The sequence below is a fragment of the Thauera aminoaromatica genome (genome assembly GCF_000021765.1).
Classification (GTDB): domain Bacteria; phylum Pseudomonadota; class Gammaproteobacteria; order Burkholderiales; family Rhodocyclaceae; genus Thauera; species Thauera aminoaromatica.
This window is the reverse complement of record NC_011662.2, coordinates 806,538-825,022: the sequence shown is the minus strand read 5'-3', so window position 1 is coordinate 825,022 and position 18,485 is coordinate 806,538. Positions and strand designations below refer to the sequence as shown.

At 67.4% G+C, this 18,485-nt stretch carries 19 protein-coding genes; 7 read left to right on the top strand and 12 right to left on the bottom strand.

All coding sequences use genetic code 11. The annotated features are described in order from the left end of the window. The first annotated feature begins 70 nt into the window (after positions 1–70). Complete coding sequence (locus TMZ1T_RS03610) at positions 71–655, top strand: DUF2889 domain-containing protein (protein ID WP_012584612.1); 585 nt, start codon at positions 71–73, stop codon at positions 653–655. 37 nt (positions 656–692) lie between these two features. Here the strand turns inward: TMZ1T_RS03610 and TMZ1T_RS03605 are convergent, their stop codons facing one another. Continuing rightward, positions 693–1,145, bottom strand: a complete 453-nt coding sequence (locus tag TMZ1T_RS03605) for a hypothetical protein (protein ID WP_012584611.1) — start codon at positions 1,143–1,145, stop codon at positions 693–695. Between the two features lie 41 nt (positions 1,146–1,186). Beyond that, positions 1,187–1,588: a hypothetical protein gene (locus TMZ1T_RS03600; protein ID WP_187283024.1), complete on the bottom strand. Its 402-nt coding sequence runs from the start codon at positions 1,586–1,588 to the stop codon at positions 1,187–1,189. A gap of 398 nt (positions 1,589–1,986) precedes the next feature. Here TMZ1T_RS03600 and TMZ1T_RS03595 point away from each other — a divergent pair, with 398 nt between their 5' ends. After that, the gene (locus TMZ1T_RS03595; RefSeq protein WP_012584609.1) at positions 1,987–2,655 is read left to right on the top strand and encodes a PEP-CTERM sorting domain-containing protein; all 669 of its coding nucleotides are present in this window, start codon (positions 1,987–1,989) and stop codon (positions 2,653–2,655) included. 29 nt (positions 2,656–2,684) lie between these two features. Here the strand turns inward: TMZ1T_RS03595 and TMZ1T_RS03590 are convergent, their stop codons facing one another. The 8 genes from TMZ1T_RS03590 to TMZ1T_RS03555 form a co-directional block, all read right to left on the bottom strand. Then, on the bottom strand, positions 2,685–3,218 hold the full coding sequence (locus tag TMZ1T_RS03590; protein WP_012584608.1) for a GNAT family N-acetyltransferase: 534 nt from the start codon (positions 3,216–3,218) through the stop codon (positions 2,685–2,687). Between the two features lie 5 nt (positions 3,219–3,223). Next, positions 3,224–3,727 (bottom strand): phage tail protein, encoded by a 504-nt coding sequence (locus tag TMZ1T_RS03585; RefSeq protein ID WP_012584607.1) that lies wholly within the window; start codon positions 3,725–3,727, stop codon positions 3,224–3,226. A 102-nt stretch (positions 3,728–3,829) separates the two neighbouring features. Beyond that, positions 3,830–4,348 (bottom strand): phage tail protein, encoded by a 519-nt coding sequence (locus tag TMZ1T_RS03580; protein ID WP_012584606.1) that lies wholly within the window; start codon positions 4,346–4,348, stop codon positions 3,830–3,832. A 48-nt stretch (positions 4,349–4,396) separates the two neighbouring features. Next, positions 4,397–4,918 carry a phage tail protein gene (locus TMZ1T_RS03575; RefSeq protein ID WP_012584605.1) on the bottom strand — a complete coding sequence of 174 codons (522 nt, stop codon included), beginning with the start codon at positions 4,916–4,918 and terminating at the stop codon, positions 4,397–4,399. Between the two features lie 416 nt (positions 4,919–5,334). Next, complete coding sequence (locus tag TMZ1T_RS03570) at positions 5,335–6,468, bottom strand: acyl-CoA dehydrogenase (protein ID WP_004312069.1); 1,134 nt, start codon at positions 6,466–6,468, stop codon at positions 5,335–5,337. A gap of 133 nt (positions 6,469–6,601) precedes the next feature. Then, positions 6,602–7,810, bottom strand: a complete 1,209-nt coding sequence (locus TMZ1T_RS03565; protein WP_004312070.1) for an acetyl-CoA C-acetyltransferase — start codon at positions 7,808–7,810, stop codon at positions 6,602–6,604. Positions 7,811–7,856: 46 nt separating this feature from the next. After that, positions 7,857–8,999, bottom strand: coding sequence for a carbonate dehydratase (can, locus tag TMZ1T_RS03560; protein ID WP_004312071.1), 1,143 nt, complete (start codon positions 8,997–8,999; stop codon positions 7,857–7,859). A gap of 59 nt (positions 9,000–9,058) precedes the next feature. Beyond that, positions 9,059–9,526, bottom strand: coding sequence for a PaaI family thioesterase (locus tag TMZ1T_RS03555; RefSeq protein WP_004312072.1), 468 nt, complete (start codon positions 9,524–9,526; stop codon positions 9,059–9,061). 152 nt (positions 9,527–9,678) lie between these two features. Here TMZ1T_RS03555 and TMZ1T_RS03550 point away from each other — a divergent pair, with 152 nt between their 5' ends. From TMZ1T_RS03550 to TMZ1T_RS03540, 3 genes are all read left to right on the top strand, one after another. Further along, complete coding sequence (locus TMZ1T_RS03550) at positions 9,679–10,713, top strand: MBL fold metallo-hydrolase (RefSeq protein WP_012584604.1); 1,035 nt, start codon at positions 9,679–9,681, stop codon at positions 10,711–10,713. 49 nt (positions 10,714–10,762) lie between these two features. Continuing rightward, a complete protein-coding gene (gene phaC / locus TMZ1T_RS03545; protein WP_004312074.1) occupies positions 10,763–12,586 on the top strand; it encodes a class I poly(R)-hydroxyalkanoic acid synthase in 1,824 nt (607 codons plus the stop codon). Positions 12,587–12,683: 97 nt separating this feature from the next. Then, complete coding sequence (locus TMZ1T_RS03540; RefSeq protein WP_004312075.1) at positions 12,684–13,160, top strand: PIN domain-containing protein; 477 nt, start codon at positions 12,684–12,686, stop codon at positions 13,158–13,160. A 9-nt stretch (positions 13,161–13,169) separates the two neighbouring features. Here TMZ1T_RS03540 and TMZ1T_RS03535 read toward each other — a convergent pair whose 3' ends face one another. Then, positions 13,170–14,009: a helical backbone metal receptor gene (locus TMZ1T_RS03535; protein WP_012584603.1), complete on the bottom strand. Its 840-nt coding sequence runs from the start codon at positions 14,007–14,009 to the stop codon at positions 13,170–13,172. 271 nt (positions 14,010–14,280) lie between these two features. Here TMZ1T_RS03535 and TMZ1T_RS03530 point away from each other — a divergent pair, with 271 nt between their 5' ends. Together TMZ1T_RS03530 and TMZ1T_RS03525 are read left to right on the top strand one after the other, a co-directional pair. After that, positions 14,281–15,249, top strand: coding sequence for a TAXI family TRAP transporter solute-binding subunit (locus tag TMZ1T_RS03530; RefSeq protein ID WP_004312078.1), 969 nt, complete (start codon positions 14,281–14,283; stop codon positions 15,247–15,249). A gap of 123 nt (positions 15,250–15,372) precedes the next feature. Beyond that, positions 15,373–17,979, top strand: a complete 2,607-nt coding sequence (locus TMZ1T_RS03525; RefSeq protein ID WP_004312079.1) for a TRAP transporter permease — start codon at positions 15,373–15,375, stop codon at positions 17,977–17,979. Positions 17,980–18,055: 76 nt separating this feature from the next. Here the strand turns inward: TMZ1T_RS03525 and TMZ1T_RS03520 are convergent, their stop codons facing one another. Beyond that, positions 18,056–18,484 (bottom strand): PilZ domain-containing protein, encoded by a 429-nt coding sequence (locus TMZ1T_RS03520; protein WP_004312080.1) that lies wholly within the window; start codon positions 18,482–18,484, stop codon positions 18,056–18,058. Between the last annotated feature and the right edge of the window lies 1 nt (position 18,485).

The following is an 18,485-nucleotide window of genomic DNA, read 5'->3' as shown; positions in this document are numbered from 1 at the left end:
CCCAGCCACGGCAGTATAGGCGCCACGGCGCGCGGGCCACGAAGGCGGAACGGATCAGAGGGCGGACGACATGCTGGGAAACAGCGAACGGAAACGGGTGCACACGCGCCGCATCGTGTGCGAGGCCTTTCGGCGCCGCGACGGGCTGTGGGAAATCGAGGCGACGGTGATCGACGAGAAGGGCGAGGACATGCCCTTCCGCTCTCGTCCGATGGTGCGCCCGGGGCAATCCCTCCACGACATCACGATCGCCGTGCTGATCGATGACGACGCCGTGATCCACGACGTCGCCGCGCGGATGCAGACCGTGCCCTGGGCGGCCTGTCCGGAAAGCCAGGCCGCCTACCGCCGCCTGATCGGGCTGCAGATCGGCGCGGGCTTCATGCGCGAGGTGCGTGAGCGCGTGGGCGGGGTGGAGGGCTGCACCCACCTCACCGACCTGCTCGTGCAGGTCGGCAACACCTACACCCAGGCGATCTGGCCGACGCTGATCGCCCGCCAGTTCGCCGCCGAGCCGGACCCACGAAAATGGACCGACCGCCGCGCGGTCGGCTTCGTCGGCGGCTGCGCGGCGTGGCGGCAAGACGGGGACACACTCAGGCAGGAATATCCGGAGCTGGCGGCGGAGTTCGCCGCGAAGCGGGACGAAACCTGAGGCCAGAACCCGGCAACGCCCACCCGCCGGACGCAGGTCACACCTTCAGATCGACGACCTGCCCGGGCTGGACGCTCAGCGCAGGCCGGACACCGGCCGCGGGGGTGTACAGGTCAGAGGATGCTGTGGGCGCGGAGATCCGGCCGGATTCCTGCAGCCCAAGCCCCTGGGAAGGGCCCGCCTCGGCCGCATCGGCGACCCGGCCGACCGCCGCCGATAAGGTCTGCGCCACACGGTCCATGCCGCGCACCGAGGCTACCGCTTGCTTGCCGATTTCCGCGCGGGTGCGTGCCTGCCCCGCCTGGGTCTGAAGTTCGTCGGCGCGACGTTGGGCAGTGTCCGCCTCGTCACGCGCGCTCGCAGCCTCCGCGGAGAGCGCGGCCGCCTTGGCCTCGAGCTGTTCGGCACTTCGCCGTGCCTGCTCGCGCGAGAGCTGCGCGCCGACCCAGGAGGCCGTGGAGGCGGAGGATCCGAGACCTTGTATGGACATGATGGCCGGCCCTCAGCGGGCTTGAGCACCGCTGCGGGGACTCAGGTACGCAACACGCCCGGCTCGCGCTGGCCCGGCGCCGTCGGTTGCTCAGGCTGGCTCGGGCGCGCGGCAGCATTGTTGGCGCCCACCTGCGACATCGCCTCGTAGGACGCGAGCGCACGTTGCGCGGAGTAGTTGCTCCGCAGGTCGCCGTTGGCTGCCGCAGCACGCGCCTGCTCGATCGCACGTGCCTCGACCGAGCCGCCCTGCGCAGGCGGCTGCACCACGCCCTCGCCACGCGCGGCCGCGCTCAGCGTGACCACCGCGCTCGGCTGCGCGACCTGGCGCGCAGAAGGGTCGCGCGCTGCGTCCTGCGCACGCGCGCCCTGCTGCTCGCGCTCGGCGCTCGCGACCTGACGCGGATCGGTCGGTCGCATGACTTCGCGGGAGACCGGATTCATTCCAGAGGACACGGCTTCCATGACACTCGCCTCGCAGATCGTTCTTCAATCATTCCAGCGCACCGGAGCCGCCACCCGCGGGCGGCCCCTGCGATTCATCCAATGCCCTTGTCGCGGATGTTCTCACGAAATCAGCCTCGCTGCGTGTTGCACGGATCACATCCGCCAGGTGGACGCTCGGCTGGATGGCTGGACTGCCACCGAACGCCGCAGCCCCGAACGGCGCGACTCACCAGAAAGGACGGTGCTGTCGGGATCCCTTTCTTAGCCTTCACTTTGCCTTGCTACCGGAAGGCGCCACGTCTTTAATGACACGCATCAACCCGCTGTCCGTGTGGAAATCGCGGCGAGGCCCGTTGAACGTTGCTGATTCACCCACAAGCCCCAAGGAGAGATCGATGAATCGAAACTGGACAGGTTTCAAAGTGCTGGCACCCGCTGCGCTTGCCTTGGTATCGCAGGCCGCGGCAGCGGATGTGCTGCTGACGTTAGGCGAGCAAGACTTCACCAACGGCAGCACGCCTGGTACGGCCGATTTCCTGACGGCGGGGGGCAACGAATCGGCACCGTTCGACGGCGTGTTCAGCGGCGCCGACACCGCGAGCAACTTCTCGACAAGCTGGACTTTCGCGTCCTACGGATCGCAGCCCACCATCCTCGGCGCGAGTCTGACGCTCGGCATCTACGACCATGAGTCCGCCGCGCCGGGGAATCAGGTCGCAGCCTTCACGCTGAATGGCTTCGACCTGACCAGCGCGATGAGCACGCTGTTCGAAGCCAGTGGCGGGGCGCGATCGGAATACGACGTCTATACGCTTACGCTACCGAGTTCCGTTTTCGCCACGCTCGGAACCGGGACGGCCACCTTCGCCCTTGCGCTGCAGGGCCCGGGCCTGGGCCTGTTCGGTGAGACCGCGTTCAACGGCGCAGCGCTCGATTTCTCGACCCTGAGGATCACGACCACCGCACAGCCACCGACGAACAACGTGCCAGAGCCGGCAACCGGTGCCTTGCTGTCGATGGCATTGGCGGGTTTCGCCGCCACGCGTCGCAGACGAGCGCAGTAGGGGCGGCCCACCGACCGCGGCGGGCAGATTCAGGCGGCCCGCCCCCCCGGGGCAGGCCGCCATTCCATTTCCAGATAGACCCCTTTGTCACGGAGCACACGGAACCCCAGCCGCAGGTAAAGAGATTGCGCGGGACTCTCGCGCTCGACATGCAGGCTAACCGCGCGGCCGGCCACGCGGGCTTCCTCCTGCAACTCACCCAGCAGGCGGCTGCCAATGCCGCGCCCCTGCCACGCCCGCAGCAGCGCCACGTCGATCACGTGCATGCTCGGCGCCGACCGGTCGACGTACAGGCGACCGATGGACGCGGCACCCCACTCGACGATACTGAACGATGCCGCTGGAAAACTGCGCCGATATTGCGTTGTCTGCAACGTGAATTGCTGGCGGAGCAGCGCATCCCGTTGAGCCGGCTCGAGAGGGATATTCGCGAAACCGGGCGCACGCGCTTCGACAAAAAGCGTGAAGACGAAGGCTTCGTCGTTCCCGCATTCGGCCCGCAGCGCCACCCCCCGGCTTGCGCGGAGCGCAGCGGCGGACAGTGGTCTCGCTTCGCCGTCCATCCCGGCTAGTCGCGGGACGGGAAGATGCCCTGCAGCGCGATGCAGTAGTTCACGGCGAGATAGGGCTGCATATTCGCGTGTGCCTGGCCCGCCCCCGCGGGGCCGATCGCCCCGGCGGCCAGTGGTGCATTTCCCGCACTGCTGAAGATCACATTCCCGCTGGAGTCCTGGGCCCAGACCTTTCCGGCCGGGCTCGACTGGGTGCCCGGCGCCGCGCTGGCCATGGCTGCATGGCTGTGCTGGGGCACTTGGGCGACAGTGAGGCTGACGGTCTCGGTGCCGGCCGATTGCCCCTGCGGATGGGCTTGAGCGATGTGCATCGCGGCTCTGCCTCGCAGATCCGGCAGCGCGAAGGTGGTTCGCCCGTCGCCACCGTACATCGTGCCCAGCAGCGCAAACAGCGCCTGATTCTGGTTGATCGGCAGCAATTGACCGTCGCAGGTCGCCCAACCCCTGGGCGCATGGCCAAAGCCGAAGGGCCGGATCTCGCCGACGAAAGGTTCACTCATGAACTTGCCTCCTCACTGATCACCAAGCCGAACCGCGGCTCCAGTGTGTGTTGAATGCTTGGCGGGCCAAGCCGCCCATCGGGCGCACGCAGGCAGATCTTGCTAGCCCCTCGGCGGATAAATCCCTTGCAGTGCAATGCAGAAGTTGAGCACCTGGAAGGGCTGGACGTTGGAGTGAGGCTGCCCCTCCCCGGCAATCCCGATCGCCCCGGGCGCCATCGCCACCGTGCCAGCGTCAGCGTAGTCCTTGCTTCCACCCAGGTCCTGCGCCCAAAAGTTGCCGCCCGGGCCGGGTTGATTGCCGTTCGCCGGATTGGCATTGGCCGCGTGGCCGTGGACCGGCATCTCGCCCAGCGTCAGGGTCACGGACTCCGAACCACCGCGCTCGCCTTGGCTACGCGGCGTGAGACCACTGCCCTGGCCACTGCCCATCGCGACCGCTCCCGACAGATTGGGCAGCGCAAAATTCGTCCTTCCGTCGCCACCGTACATGGTACCGAGTATGGAAAACAGCGCGGTGTTCTGCGCGATGGGAAGCAGTTGCCCGTTGCATTGGGCCCAACCGCGCGGCGCGAAGTTGAAGCCGAACGATCGGATTTCTCCGATGTAGGGATCGCTCATCGACATCTCTCCTTTCGGATGCGCTTCAGGGTACTGGACGGATTGTGCTCAGCTTTGCGACGGGAAGATGCCTTCCAGCGCGATGATGTAGTTGAGCACGAGGAAGGGCTGCATGTTGGCGTGGGCCTGTCCGCCGCCGGCAGCGCCGATCGCGCCGGTCGCCATCTGGCTGCCGGCCGTTGTGCTGTACGCACCGGTGTTGCCCCCTGGATCGGTGGACCAGTAGGCGGCGGCCGGCCCGATTCTGTCCGCACCCGAGTTGGCGCCAATCGCAACGTGGCTGTGACTGGGGAGTTGCGGGACGCCGAGGGCGACGGTTTCGCTGCCGCCCGCCTCCCCTAGCGCCCGCGGGGTCAGGCCGGGCCCCGCACCCTGATGGATGGGGATGCGGCCCGCGAGGTTGGGCAGCGCAAAGGTGGTTTGCCCGTCACCGCCATAGGTCGTCCCGATCAGCGCGAACAAGGCGTCGTTCTGGGCGATGGGCAGAAGCTGCCCCTGACACAGCGCCCACCCGAGGGGAGCGAAATTGCCGGCGAAGGCCCGGATCTCGCCCAGAAATGGATCAGCCATGACAACCTCCGTATGCCGCGCCCCGAGGGTTGGCGCCTCACGGAAGAGTAGGCAAGGAAACCGACGCTGTCACTGCCGAAATGAGAATTTTTGCGGAATGGCGACTTGCCCCCGGTTTCCCCGCAATGCAGCCTGCTTCGCAACCTCGACAACCTGAACTCGAGCACCGCCTGCAGCCTGTCGCCGAGGCGCACGTCGAGCCGATGCGCGCCTCGGCCTGGGCAACGCGCTGCGCGAAGGAGTCGGGTGCGGCGGACGTGCTCGGCCTTGAGCCGGCTGCACATCAGGCCGATGACCGTGCGCGTATTGCCGGTGCCGGTGACCATGGCGAGGAGTCAGCGCAAACGGGGCGAGGCCGGCCTCCCCTAGCAGGAAAGGCCGGCCTCGCTGCGCCCGCGGCAAATGGCGGCCGAGGGTCAGCCCGCCAGCGCGCGCCCGATCACCAGCTTCTGGATGTCGCTGGCGCCTTCGTAGATCTGGCACACGCGCACGTCGCGGTAGATGCGCTCGACCGGGAAGTCGGTGACGTAGCCATAGCCGCCGTGCACCTGGATGGCGTCCGAGCACACGCGCTCGGCCATCTCGGAGGCGAACAGCTTGGCCATCGAGGCCTCCTTGAGGCAGGGGCGGCCCGCGTCCTTCAGGCTGGCGGCGTGCCACACGAGCTGGCGCGCAGCCTCCAGTTGCGTGGCCATGTCGGCGAGGCGGAAATTGACCGCCTGGTGCTCGAAGATCGGCTTGCCGAAGCTCTCACGCTCCTGGGCGTACTTGACCGCAGCCTCCAGCGCCGCACGCGCCATGCCGAGACACTGCGCGGCGATGCCGATACGGCCGGCCTCGAGGTTCGACAGCGCGATCCTGTAGCCCTCGCCTTCCTTGCCGACCACCGAATCCGCGGGGATGCGGCAATCCTCGAAGAGGATCTGGGTGGTGTCGGAGGCCTTCTGCCCCATCTTCTCCTCGATGCGGCCCACCTGGTAGCCGGGCGCATTGGCCGGCACCAGGAAGCAGGTGATGCCCTTCTTGCCGGCGGCCTTGTCGGTCACCGCGAACACGATGGCAACATCGGCGTGCTTGCCGGTGGTGATGAACTGCTTGACGCCGTTCAACACCCACTCGTTGCCGTCGCGGACCGCGCTGGTGCGGATCGCCGAAGCGTCCGAGCCCACATGCGGCTCGGTCAGACAGAAGCAGCCGAGCTTCTCGCCGCGGGCGAGCGGCTTCAACCACGCCTCCTTCTGCGCGTCGCTGCCGAAGCGGTTGAGGATGCCGCAGGGCAGCGAGTTCTGCACGCTGACGATGGTCGAGGTGGCGCCGTCGCCGGCGGCGATCTCTTCCAGCGTGAGCACCAGGCTCATGTAGTCCATGCCGGCGCCGCCCCATTCCTCGGGCACCACCATGCCGAGCGCGCCGAGTTCGGCGAGCTCATTCAGCGCCTCGCGCGGGAAGGTGTGGTTACGGTCCCATTCGGCAGCGAAGGGGGCCAGGCGCTCCTGCGCGAAGGCACGCATGGAGTCGCGGATGAGTTCCTGTTCCTGGGTGAGAATCATTGCACTGCTGTCCTTGTAGAAATCCTTGCTGGTGTGGCGCTGCACGTCGTAGGGGCGCCCCGGCGGGTCGCCCCTAACGAAACGCGGGTCCTGGCAGAGTCGTCTCGCGAGCGGCCGCAGCGCTTGATCCGATTCAGCCGCAGGCCACCGACGAATCGACCTCGATCGCCATCGCGGTGGCTTCGCCGCCGCCGATGCACAGGCTGGCCACGCCGCGCTTGAGGCCGCGCTTGCGCAGCGCGCCGATCAGCGAGACCAGGATGCGCGCGCCCGAAGCGCCGATCGGGTGGCCGAGCGCGCAGGCGCCGCCGTTCACGTTGACCTTGTCGTGCGGCAGCTTCATCTCGTGCATCGCCGCCATGGTGACGACCGCGAAGGCCTCGTTGATCTCCCACAGGTCGACCTGCTCGGTGCTCCAGCCGGCCTTGGCCAGCACTTTCTGCATCGCGCCCACCGGCGCGGTGGTAAACAGCGCCGGTTCCTGCGCATGCGTGGCGTGGCCGATGATGGTCGCGACCGGCTTCACGCCGAGCTTCTCGGCGGTGGACTTGCGCATCAGCACCAGCGCGGCGGCGCCGTCCGAGATGGAGCTCGAGTTGGCCGGCGTAACGGTACCGTCCTTCTTGAACGCCGGCTTGAGCGAGGGGATCTTGTCGATCTGCGCCTTCAGCGGCTGCTCGTCCTTGTCGACCACCACGTCGCCCTTGCGGCTGGCCACGGTGACCGGCACCACCTCCCAGCTGAAGTCGCCGTTGTTGATCGCGGCCTGCGCGCGCGTGGTCGAGGCGATCGCGAACTCGTCCTGGGCCTGGCGGGTGAAGTTGAAGTGGCCGGCGCAATCCTCGGCGAAGGTGCCCATGAGGCGGCCCTTGTTCTCCTTGGAGTAGCTGTCTTCCAGGCCGTCGAGGAACATGTGGTCGAACATCTGGCCGTGGCCGAGGCGATAGCCGGCACGCGCCTTGGGCAGCAGGTAGGGGGCGTTGGACATCGACTCCATGCCACCGGCGACCATGACCTCGTTGCTGCCGGCGAGGATGAGGTCGTGCGCCAGCATGGTGGCCTTCATGCCCGAGCCGCACACCTTGTTGATCGTGGTGCAGCCGGCCGACAGCGGCAGGCCGGCGCCGAGCGCGGCCTGGCGGGCAGGCGCCTGGCCGAGACCGGCGGGCAGCACGCAGCCCATGATCACTTCCTGCACCTGCGCGGGCGCGACGCCGGCACGCTCGACCGCGGCCTTGATCGCGATCGAGCCGAGCTGCGGCGTGGTGAGGCTGGACAGGTCGCCCTGGAAACCACCCAGCGGGGTGCGAGCGACGGAAACGATGACGACGGGATCGGACATGGAACTCTCCTGTTATGGGTGTTGATCGATTCGATTTGCGCGGCGCTCAGTTGCCGAGCGCCTCCAGCGCCGCGACGTAGCGCGGCATGAGATCGTCGGAACGGCTGAGGTTCATCCCGAGGTCGCGGATCAGACCGTCCTGCAGGCCGTAGATCCAGCCATGCACGGTGAGGCGCTGGCCGCGCCGCCAGGCGTCCTGCACGACCACGGTCTGCGCCACGTTGGCCACCTGCTCGATGACGTTGAGCTCGCACAGGCGATCGTGGCGCAGTTCGGGCGCCAGGCCATCGACGGCCTTCAGATGGCGCACATGGACGTCCTGCACGTGGCGCAGCCAAAGATCGACGAGGCCGACGCGCGCACGTTCGAGCGCGGCCTTGACGCCGCCGCAGCCGTAGTGGCCAACGACCATGATGTGCTTCACCTGCAGTACATCGACCGCGTACTGGATCACCGCCAGCGCGTTGAGGTCGGTGTGCACGATCACGTTGGCGATGTTGCGGTGGACGAAGACCTCGCCCGGCAGCAGGCCGACGATCTGGTTGGCCGGCACGCGCGAGTCGGAACAGCCGATCCAGAGGTACTCCGGGGCCTGAAGCTGCGCCAGCTTGCCGAAGAAGCCGGGGTCGAGCTGCTGCATCTGGCGCGACCACGCCTGGTTGTAGTCGAAGAGGTGGAAGAGGTTCTCGTTGCTGACGTCGTCCTCCGACCAGTTCTCCAGGTCCAGGGTCAGGAAGATCGCACCCTCGATCGGCGAGGGGTAGCAGGCGGGCACTTCCTTGAAGCCGAGCTCGCGGTAGAGCTTGACCGCGATCCGCATCGACGGGATGGTGTCGAGCAGGATGCGGCGGTAGCCGAACAGACGCGCCGCCTTGATGGCGGCGAGCGCGAGCTTGCGCCCCACGCCGCCACCACGGAAGGCCGGATCGACGTAGAGCCGCTTCATCTCGCACACGCCCTCGGAGAAGCGGCGGATGCCCACGCAGCCGGCCGGCTTGCCATCGACCTCGGCGTAGAACAGGCGGCCGTCGGCGGCGCCGTAGGCCCCCGGCAGGTTGGCGATCTCGTCGGCGAACCCCTGGAAGCTCAGGTCCACGCCGAGCCAGGCGGCGTACTGGCGGAAGAAGCCGCGCACGTGCTCGAGCTCGACGGTGTCGTTGGCGCCGAGGGCGCAAAGACGGGTGGGCATGGCAGGACTCCGGGAAGGTTCGGGGACGGATCTCTCGGGGGAGGGGGAAGAGCAAGCCTTCAGGCGGCGCGCTCCTTCTTGCCGTGCATGGCCATGATCGTCTGCTGCATCAGCGCACACAAGGTCCACTTGCCGTCGCGGATGGCGAAGACCTCGGCCTTGGTGATGATCAGCGTGCGCCCCGGCTTGACCACCTCGCCGCGCGCCACCAGGCGCTCGCCGTCGGCGGGGGCGACGAGATTGAGCTTGTACTCGACGGTGAGCACGCTGGTGTCGGCCGGGGTCAGGGTGTTGGCCGCGTAGCCCGCGGCCGAGTCGGCGATCATCCCGACCACCCCGCCGTGGACGAAGCCGTGCTGCTGGGAGATCTCCGCCTTGAAGGGCAGGTGGATCTCGGTGTAGCCGGGCTCGACCACCGGAATCTCGGCGCCGATCAGGCGCATTGCCTGCTGCAGGGCGAAGCTGGCGCGCACGCGCTCGGCGTAGCCGGGGTCGCGGGGCTGGAACTGGGGCAATTCGGGGCGCATCTTCGTGTCTCCGTCGAGTGTGTAATTATGCCAGCCAATACGTTAACGTTAACGTAATCGATCCCATTCCGGAACGGCCCGACGGCGTGAGCGCCGCCCGCGCACGCCGGTCCGCACGCTGAACGTGCCCGCCCCCCCGTAGAGGAGACCCCATGAGCCCCCCCGACCCCACGGTCCTCGAATACCCCTTCGACAGCCTGCCCTCGCCCGGTCACTCGATCGAGATCGCCCCCGGCCTGCGCTGGGTGCGCATGCGCCTGCCCTTCGCGCTCGACCACATCAACCTGTGGCTGCTCGACGAAGGCGAGACGCTCGCGGTGGTGGACTGCGGCTTCGCCCGCGACGAGACGCGCGAGGCGTGGGACGCCGTGCTCGCCGCGGACGGCCGGCCACTGCGCCGCGTCGTGGTGACCCACCACCACCCCGACCACATCGGCCTCGCCACCTGGCTGGCCGCGCGCGACGACGCGGCGATCCACATGACCCAGGGCGAGTTCTTCGCCGCCCAGGCAGTGTGGCACCAGCTGCCGGGCTATTGCGCCACCGACATGGTCGAGCAGTTCCGCCGCCACGGCCTCGACGAGATGCGCCGCGACGCCCTGCTGACCCGCGGCAACGCCTACCGCATCGGTGCGCCGCAGGTGCCCGGCCGCTACGAGCGCATGTTTGCCGGCGACGAGTTGCGCATCGGCGCCCATACCTGGCGCGTCATCGTCGGCTTCGGCCACGCACCCGAGCACGCCAGCCTGTACTGCGCGGAGCTCGGCGTGTTGATCGCGGGCGACATGTTGCTGCCGCGCATCTCCACCAACGTCAGCGTTTATGCTGCAACGCCGCATGGCGACGCCCTGGGATGGTTTCTCCACTCATTGCGAGAATTCTGCACCTTGCCCGACGACACGCTCGTGCTACCATCACATGGCAAACCTTTCAAGGGTATCCGGGCACGCGTGGAGCAGCTCGTCGAGCATCATCGCGAACGTTGCGAGGTGCTTGTGGCGGCTTGTGCCATGCCGCAAAGCGCCGCAGCATTGCTGCCGACGCTGTTTCCGCGCGAGCTCGATACCCATCAGGTCATGTTCGCCATGGGGGAAGCGATCGCTCACCTCAACCATCTCGAGAAGAGGGGAGAGCTCTCGAGACGCGTCGATGCGGACGGCCTGATCCGTTTCACCCATTGTCCGTAACATTGTCCGCAACAGACCGCCCCGCCGCAAAAACAGGAGCCCGAACAAGATGGCCGCACCCAGCAACGAGACCCCCGCCTGCGACCTGCCCGACCCGCAGGAAGTCGCCAAGACCTATGCCGAAGTCGCCCGCCGCGCCTCGCACCTGATCAGCGACCACGTGCACCGCCAACTCAAGAAGGGCGTGAGCACCCCCGCCGACGAGCTCGGCATCGCCCAGGCCTTCATGGACATGATGGCCAAGCTGCTGGCCAACCCGTACAAGCTCGCCCAGGCGCAGATGAATCTGGTGTGGGACTACTTCTCGCTGTGGCAGCACTCGATGATGCGTGTCGCCGGCCTGAGCGCCTCGCCCGTCGCCGCCCCCGAGAAGAGCGACAAGCGCTTCAAGGACGAGGAGTGGGAGCAGCACTTCCTGTTCGACTTCATCAAGCAGTCCTACCTGATCGCCGCGCGCCACATCCACGACACCGTCAGCGGCGTCGACGGCCTCGACGAGCAGACGCAGAAGAAGGTCACCTTCTACACCCGCCAGTATATCGACGCGCTGTCGCCGTCGAACTTCGCGATGACCAACCCCGAGGTCTTCCGCGAGACGGTCAAGAGCCACGGCCAGAACCTGCTCAAGGGCCTCAACAACCTGCTGCGCGACGTCGAGGACGGCGGCGGCAACCTGCGCGTCAAGATGACCGACACCTCGGCCTTCGAGCTGGGCAAGAACGTCGCCACCACGCCGGGCAAGGTCGTTTTCCAGACCGAGATGATGCAGCTGCTGCAGTACACCCCGAGCACCGAAAAGGTCCTCAAGAAGCCGCTGCTGATCGTGCCGCCCTGGATCAACAAGTTCTACATCCTCGACCTGCGCGAGAAGAACTCCTACATCAAGTGGGCAGTGGACCAGGGCCACACCGTGTTCGTGATCTCCTGGGTCAACCCCGACGAGCGCCTGGCGCAGAAGAGCTTCGACGCCTACGTCAAGGAAGGCGTCATCGCCGCCCTCGACGCGATCGAGCGCCAGACCGGCGAGAAGGAAGTGAATGCCGCGGGCTATTGCCTGGGTGGGACCCTGCTGGCGACCACGCTCGCCTACCTCGCCGCCAAGCGCCAGAAGCGCATCCTCTCGGCGACCTTCTTCACCACCATGACCGACTTCACCGATCCGGGCGAACTCGGCGTGTTCATCGACGAAGGCCAGGTGTCCAGCCTCGAGAAGAAGATGTTCGAGCGCGGCTACCTGGAAGGCTCGGAGATGGCCGGCACCTTCAACATGCTGCGCGCCAACGACCTCATCTGGTCCTTCGTGGTCAACAACTACCTGCTCGGCAAGGATCCGTTCCCGTTCGACCTGCTGTACTGGAACTCGGACTCGACCCGCATGCCGGCGGCCATGCACAGCTTCTACCTGCGCACGATGTACATGGAAAACCGCCTGATCGAGCCGGGCGGCATCGAGATCGACGGCACCCCGATCGACCTCGGCAAGATCAAGGTGCCGTGCTACTTCATTTCCACGATCGAGGATCACATCGCGCCGTGGAAGAGCACCTACATGGGCGCCCGTCGCTTCGGCGGCCCGACCCGCTTCGTGCTCGGCGGCTCCGGCCATATCGCCGGCATCGTGAACCCGCCCGCCGCCAACAAGTACGGCTACTGGCTCAACCCGAGCGCGAAGCTCGCCGAGACCGCCGACGCCTGGCTGGAAGGCGCGCAGCAGCACCCGGGCTCGTGGTGGACCGACTGGCAGGCCTGGGTCACCGCACACGACAGCGAGCAGACCGAGGCGCGCGATCCGGTGAACGGCAAGCTCGAGGTCCTCGAAGACGCCCCGGGCAGCTTCGTCAAGATCCGCATCGACGCCAAGGCCGCCGCCTGAGCCTTGTCGCGACGAGTACGGGGAGGGGAAGCCCTCCCCGTTTTTCGTTCACCACGCTGCATCGCCGCGCCGGCGACCCGGCTCACCCACTGCGAACGTGACCGAACCCTCCTCGCAAGCCCCCCTGCCGCCCACCCTCGTGCTCGACACCAACACGGTGCTCGCGCTGTGGATGTTCCGCGACCCCGCGCTCGAGGCATTACGCGCGTGGATCGACGCAGGATCGTGCCGCCTGGTCTCGCGTGCAGATGCGCTGGAAGAGTTGCGCCGCGTGCTCGCCTATGCGCAGTTCGGTCTCGACCCGGGCCGCCAGGATGGCCTGCGCGCACGCTACATCGACCGCATCGCAGTGCTGGCGGACGATGCCGACGCCGGCACGCTCCCCAGCTGTCGCGACCCCGACGACCAGAAGTTCCTCGAAATCGCCGGCGCCGCCGGCATGGCGACGCTGATCACCCGCGACAAAGCCCTGTTGCGCCTGGCGCGCCACCGCCTCGTACGCGAGCGCTTCGCCATCCTCACCCCGGAACGAGTGCAGCACACGCTCGCACAGCCGCGCGCAACGCCGGCCTGAGCCCCCGGCTCACGCCAGCCCGCGCCGCAGCGCCATCAGCCAGCGCAGGCCGCGCGCGGCACGGCTACCGTACCACGACACCATCTCGCCATCGACCAGCAGCGCCGGGCGCGCAGCCAGGCGCGCGACCTCGGCGAGATGCGCCGCGCGGAAGCGGTAGGGCTCGGTGGACAGCAGCACGCGCTCGACTCCGGCGAGCCAGGGCGCATTCCAGTCGAAGGCGGGATAGCGCGCCGCTCCGGTCTCGCCACCTTCCACCGCTGGCAGGGTGCTCCAGCCGACCTCGGCGAGCGTGGCGGCGATGTAGGTGTCGCGCGCGACCGTCATCCAGGGCTCGCGCCAGATCAGGTAGAGCACGCGCTCGTCGGCGAGCGCCGCGCGCAACGCCGCGGCCTCGTCGAGCACTGCGCGCAGTTCGTGGGCGAGCCGGGCGGCGGCTCCTTCAGCGCCGAAGACGCCGCCGAGCAGCGCGAAGAGGACGAGGTTGTCCTGCGGCGTGTTGGGATGAGTGACGACGATGTGGGGCACGAAGGCGGCGAGCGCGTCGACGGTCTCGCGGCGGTTCTCGTCCATGTTGACGAGAACATGCGTGGGCGCGAGCTCGCGGATGCGCGCGAGATTGACGTCCTTCGTCCCGCCGACCTTGGGAACGGCGCGCAAGGCCTCGCGCGGGTGTACGCAGAAGCCGGTGCGCCCGACGAGGCGCTCGCCCAGGCCGAGGTCGAACACCAGTTCGGTCAGGGAGGGCACCAGGGAGACGATGCGCGCGTCCGCGCCGGCGGGCGAATGCAGCCGCCCGGCAGCGTCGATCCAGGTCGGGCACCCGTCCTGTGAAGCCTTGGAATGCATGGTCGATGCTCGGATGAAACGTGCGGAGCCGCATCTTATCGCGCCACACCCTCCCGTCCTCGCACCCTGCGGGGAATTCATGCGCAAGCCGCGCACCTCGGGAAATCCCGAGTGCAGGCAGGAATCGTTTTGTGCCAAGCTTGGCCATCCTTGGTGGGCGCTCGTGGCCGCTTTCGCGGCCACCCGGCTCCCGCCCCGATCCGCAGCACGTGTCCTCCCTGTCGGCGCCCCTTCGGCCAGCCGGCGTTCCACCTTCACGGAGAAAGCTCACATGAAAAGACTGACTGCCCTGGCTGCCGCCTTCGCAATCGCCGGCTCGCTCGGCGCCGCCCCCGCGCACGCCCAGCAGAAGTTCATCACGATCGGTACCGGGGGTGTGACGGGCGTCTATTACGCCGCGGGCGGCGCGATTTGCCGCCTGATCAACAAGGACCGCGCCCAGCACGGCGTGCGCTGCTCGGTCGAAAGCACCGGCGGTTCGGTGTACAACGTGAATACCATCAAGGCCGGCGAACTCGACTTCGGCGTCTCGCAGTCGGACATCCAGTACAACGCGCTCAAGGGCGAGGTCCAGTTCAAGGACGGCGGCGCCTTCGCAGACCTGCGCTCGGTGTTCTCGCTGCATGGCGAGCCGCTGACCGTGCTGGCGCGCAAGGAAGCCAACATCGGCAAGATGGAGGACTTCAAGGGCAAGCGCTTCAACATCGGCAACCCGGGTTCGGGCCAGCGCGCGACCCTCGAGGTGCTTCTGCCGGCGATGGGCATGAGCTTCGCCGACTTCTCGCTCGCCTCCGAGCTCAAGCCCGACGAGCACGGCGCCGCGCTATGCGACAACAAGATCGACGGCTTCGCCTTCGTGGTCGGCCACCCGGCGGCCAACATCCAGGATCCGACCACCACCTGCGGCGCCAAGCTGGTGCCGATCACCGGCGCGGGCGTGGACAAGATCCTCGCCCAGTACCCCTACTTCGCTCCGGTCACCATCCCGGGCGGCATGTATGCCAACAACCCGGATGCGACCAAGACCTTCGGCGTGGTGGCGAGCATCGTGACCTCGGCCAAGGTGCCGGTGGAGTCGGTCTACATCATGGTCAAGGCGGTGTTCGAGAACTTCGAGGACTTCAAGAAGCTGCACCCGGCCTTCGCCAACCTGCAGCCGCAGGACATGATCAAGAACGGCATGTCGGCCCCGCTGCACGAGGGCGCGGTGAAGTACTACAAGGAAAAGGGCTGGATGTAAGTCCACCGCTTGCCACATCCCTGGCGAGCAAGCCCGATGTCACGAGAACGGCGGCGGTCCCGAGGCCCTCGCCGTTTTCTTTCCATCGTCCGTCGAATGCGGACTTTCACGACGAGGTAGGCCATGGCCAGCCCGGAAAAACAAGAACACGGTTTCGAGCTCACCGACGAACAACTCCGCCAGATCGTCGCCGAGGCCGACACGGGTGGGCGCAAGCCGACCGGATGGCCGGCGCGCCTCATCGTGCTGGTCGCACTGGCATGGTCCCTGATGCAGCTCTGGATCGCCTCGCCGCTGCCGTTCTCGCTCGGCATGTTCGTCTTCAACGACACCGAGGCGCGCTCGATCCACCTCGCACTGGCCGTGTTTCTCGCCTTTCTCGCCTACCCGGCACTGAAGCGCTCTCCACGCGACCGGATCCCGCTCGGGGACTGGGTACTTGCAGCGGTTGGGGCGTTCTGCATGGGCTACCTGTTCCTCTTCTACAGGGAACTGGCCGCCCGCCCCGGCCTGCCGACCACGACGGACCTCGCGGTCGCCGTGTGCGGCCTGATCCTGCTGCTCGAAGCCGCACGCCGCGCACTCGGCCTGCCCATGGTCGTGCTGTCGGTGGTGTTCATCGGCTACGTCTTTCTGGGCCCCTACATGCCGGAGATGATCGCCCACCGCGGCGCCTCGCTGGCGAAGGGGATGAGCCACCTGTGGCTGACCACCGAGGGCGTGTTCGGGGTGGCCCTCGGGGTATCGACCAGCTTCATCTTCCTTTTTGTGCTGTTCGGCTCCCTGCTCGAGACCGCGGGCGCCGGCAACTACTTCATCAAGTCGGCGATCTCGCTGCTCGGGCATCTGCGCGGCGGCCCGGCCAAGGCCGCCGTGGTGGCTTCCGCGAGCACGGGATTGATCTCCGGCTCCTCGATCGCCAACGTCGTCACCACCGGCACCTTCACGATCCCGCTGATGAAACGCGTGGGGTATGCGCCCAAGAAGGCGGCGGCGGTCGAGGCCGCGGCCTCGGTCGATGGCCAGATCATGCCGCCGGTCATGGGCGCTGCGGCCTTCCTGATGGTCGAGTACGTGGGCATTCCCTACACCGAGGTCATCAAGCATGCCTTCCTGCCGGCGCTGATCTCCTACATCGCGCTCTTCTACGTGGTGCACCTCGAGGCGCTCAAGGCCGACATCCGCGGGCTGCCGCGCCGGGTGACGAAATCCGCCGGACATCGCCTGCTGTCCTTCGGCCTCACCGTGTCGGGCCTGATCGTCCTTGCCGGGGCGGTCTATTACGGCATGGGCTGGATCAAGGCGCTGGCAGGCGACGCCTCGGCGATCATCGTCGCGGTGCTCATGTTCGGCTGCTACATCGGCCTGCTGTGGTACGCGACGCGGCACCCCGAGCTGCACATGGACGACCCCAGCAGCCCCCTGACCGAGCTGCCGGAGACCGGCCCGACGCTGAAGACGGGCCTGTACTACCTGCTGCCGGTGGTCGCGCTGATCTGGAACCTGATGGTGGAGGAGCTCTCGCCTGCGCTGTCGGCGTTCTGGGCGACCCTGTTCATGATCTTCATCCTGGTCACGCAGCGCCCGCTCAAGGCGATCTTCCGCAACACCGGCAACGTGGGTGAGGCAACCCGGCAGGGCTTCGCCGACCTCCACACCGGCCTGGTCACCGGGGCGCGCAACATGATCGGCATCGGCATCGCGACCGCGACCGCCGGCATCATCGTCGGCACCGTCACGCTGACCGGTGTCGGCCTGGTGCTCACCGAGTTCGTCGAGGCGGTGTCTGGCGGCAATCTGATGGTGATGCTGGTCATGGTCGCGGTCATCTGCCTGATCCTCGGCATGGGCCTGCCCACCACGGCGAACTACATCGTGGTGTCGACCCTGATGGCGCCGGTCGTGGTCGAGGTCGGCGCGCAAAGCGGCCTGCTCGTCCCGCTGATCGCGGTGCATATGTTCGTCTTCTACTTCGGCCTGATGGCCGACGTCACCCCACCGGTCGGCCTCGCCTCCTACGCCGCCGCGGGGATCGCACGCTGCGACCCGATCGCTGCGGGCGTGCAGGCCTTCCTGTACTCGATGCGGACGGCGATCCTGCCCTTCATGTTCATCTTCAACACCCAGTTGCTGATGATCGGCGTCGATTCGGTGTGGCTGTTCGCCCTGACGGTATCGAGTGCGATCGTGGCGAACCTGATGTTCGCGGCGGCCACCCAGGGCTGGTTCATCACCCGCAACCGCGTGCACGAGTCGATCCTGCTGTTGCTGGTGACCTTCACGCTGTTCCGCCCGGGCTTCTGGATGGACATGCTGTACCCACCCTATCAGGAGCTGCCGGCCTCGGAGCTGACCCGCCTGGTCGAGGAGGCTCCACGCAACGACAACCTGCGCATCTGGGTGGAGGGGATTTCGCTCGAGGGCGAGGAAGTCTCGAAAGGCATGCTGCTTCCGCTCGGCGACACTGCGCCCAGCGCCAGGGAGCGCCTGGGCAGGGTCGGGCTGACCTTGATGAGCCTTGGAGATGAAGTCCAGGTCGCCGCGGTGCGCTTCGGGAGCCAGAGCGAGAAGCTGGGGCTGGAGCAGGGGTACAAGATCGCCCGCATCGAGGTACCGTCCGTCGACCGTCCGTCGAGGGAATGGATGTTCGTGCCCGCGCTCGCGCTGCTGGGCTTCGTCTGGTTCGCGCAGACTCGCCGCGCGCGACGGCAGCAGCCCACGCGCGCCTGAAAGACCGTGGGGGACGGACGTCGCTACCTCCAGAGCGACGTCCGTCCCCCACGACTGCCGGGCACGTCAGGAAGTTTCAGATCAGCGACGGCCCCTCGACGATTGCCGCCGCGTCCTTCTCGCTGATGCGCACGCTCGCGTTCATGATCACCAATGCGATCAGCCAGTCGCGCAAGCGCTCGGCGCCATCGCCCTCGAGCGCGCGGAAGCGGCAGCCCGCCTGCCCGCTCGCAGCGATGAAATTCACCGCCTGCGCCCGACCGCGGATGTGGTCGGGAACGCCCTCGCGCTGCAGCACGAAGTCGAAAGGCTCGCCGCCCGCCGGAGGCGTTTCGGCGGCGATGGCGAAACCATCGACCGAGATGTCGCGCAGCTCAATGCGCTCGTCGCCGATCATCACCCAGAACCAAGGCTGGCCACGGCGCTGGGCCAGGAAGCGCTGAATGCGGCGGCGCTCGGCGGCCTCGACCGCCTGCGGCACGGCGCTGGCGCCACGATCGCTCATC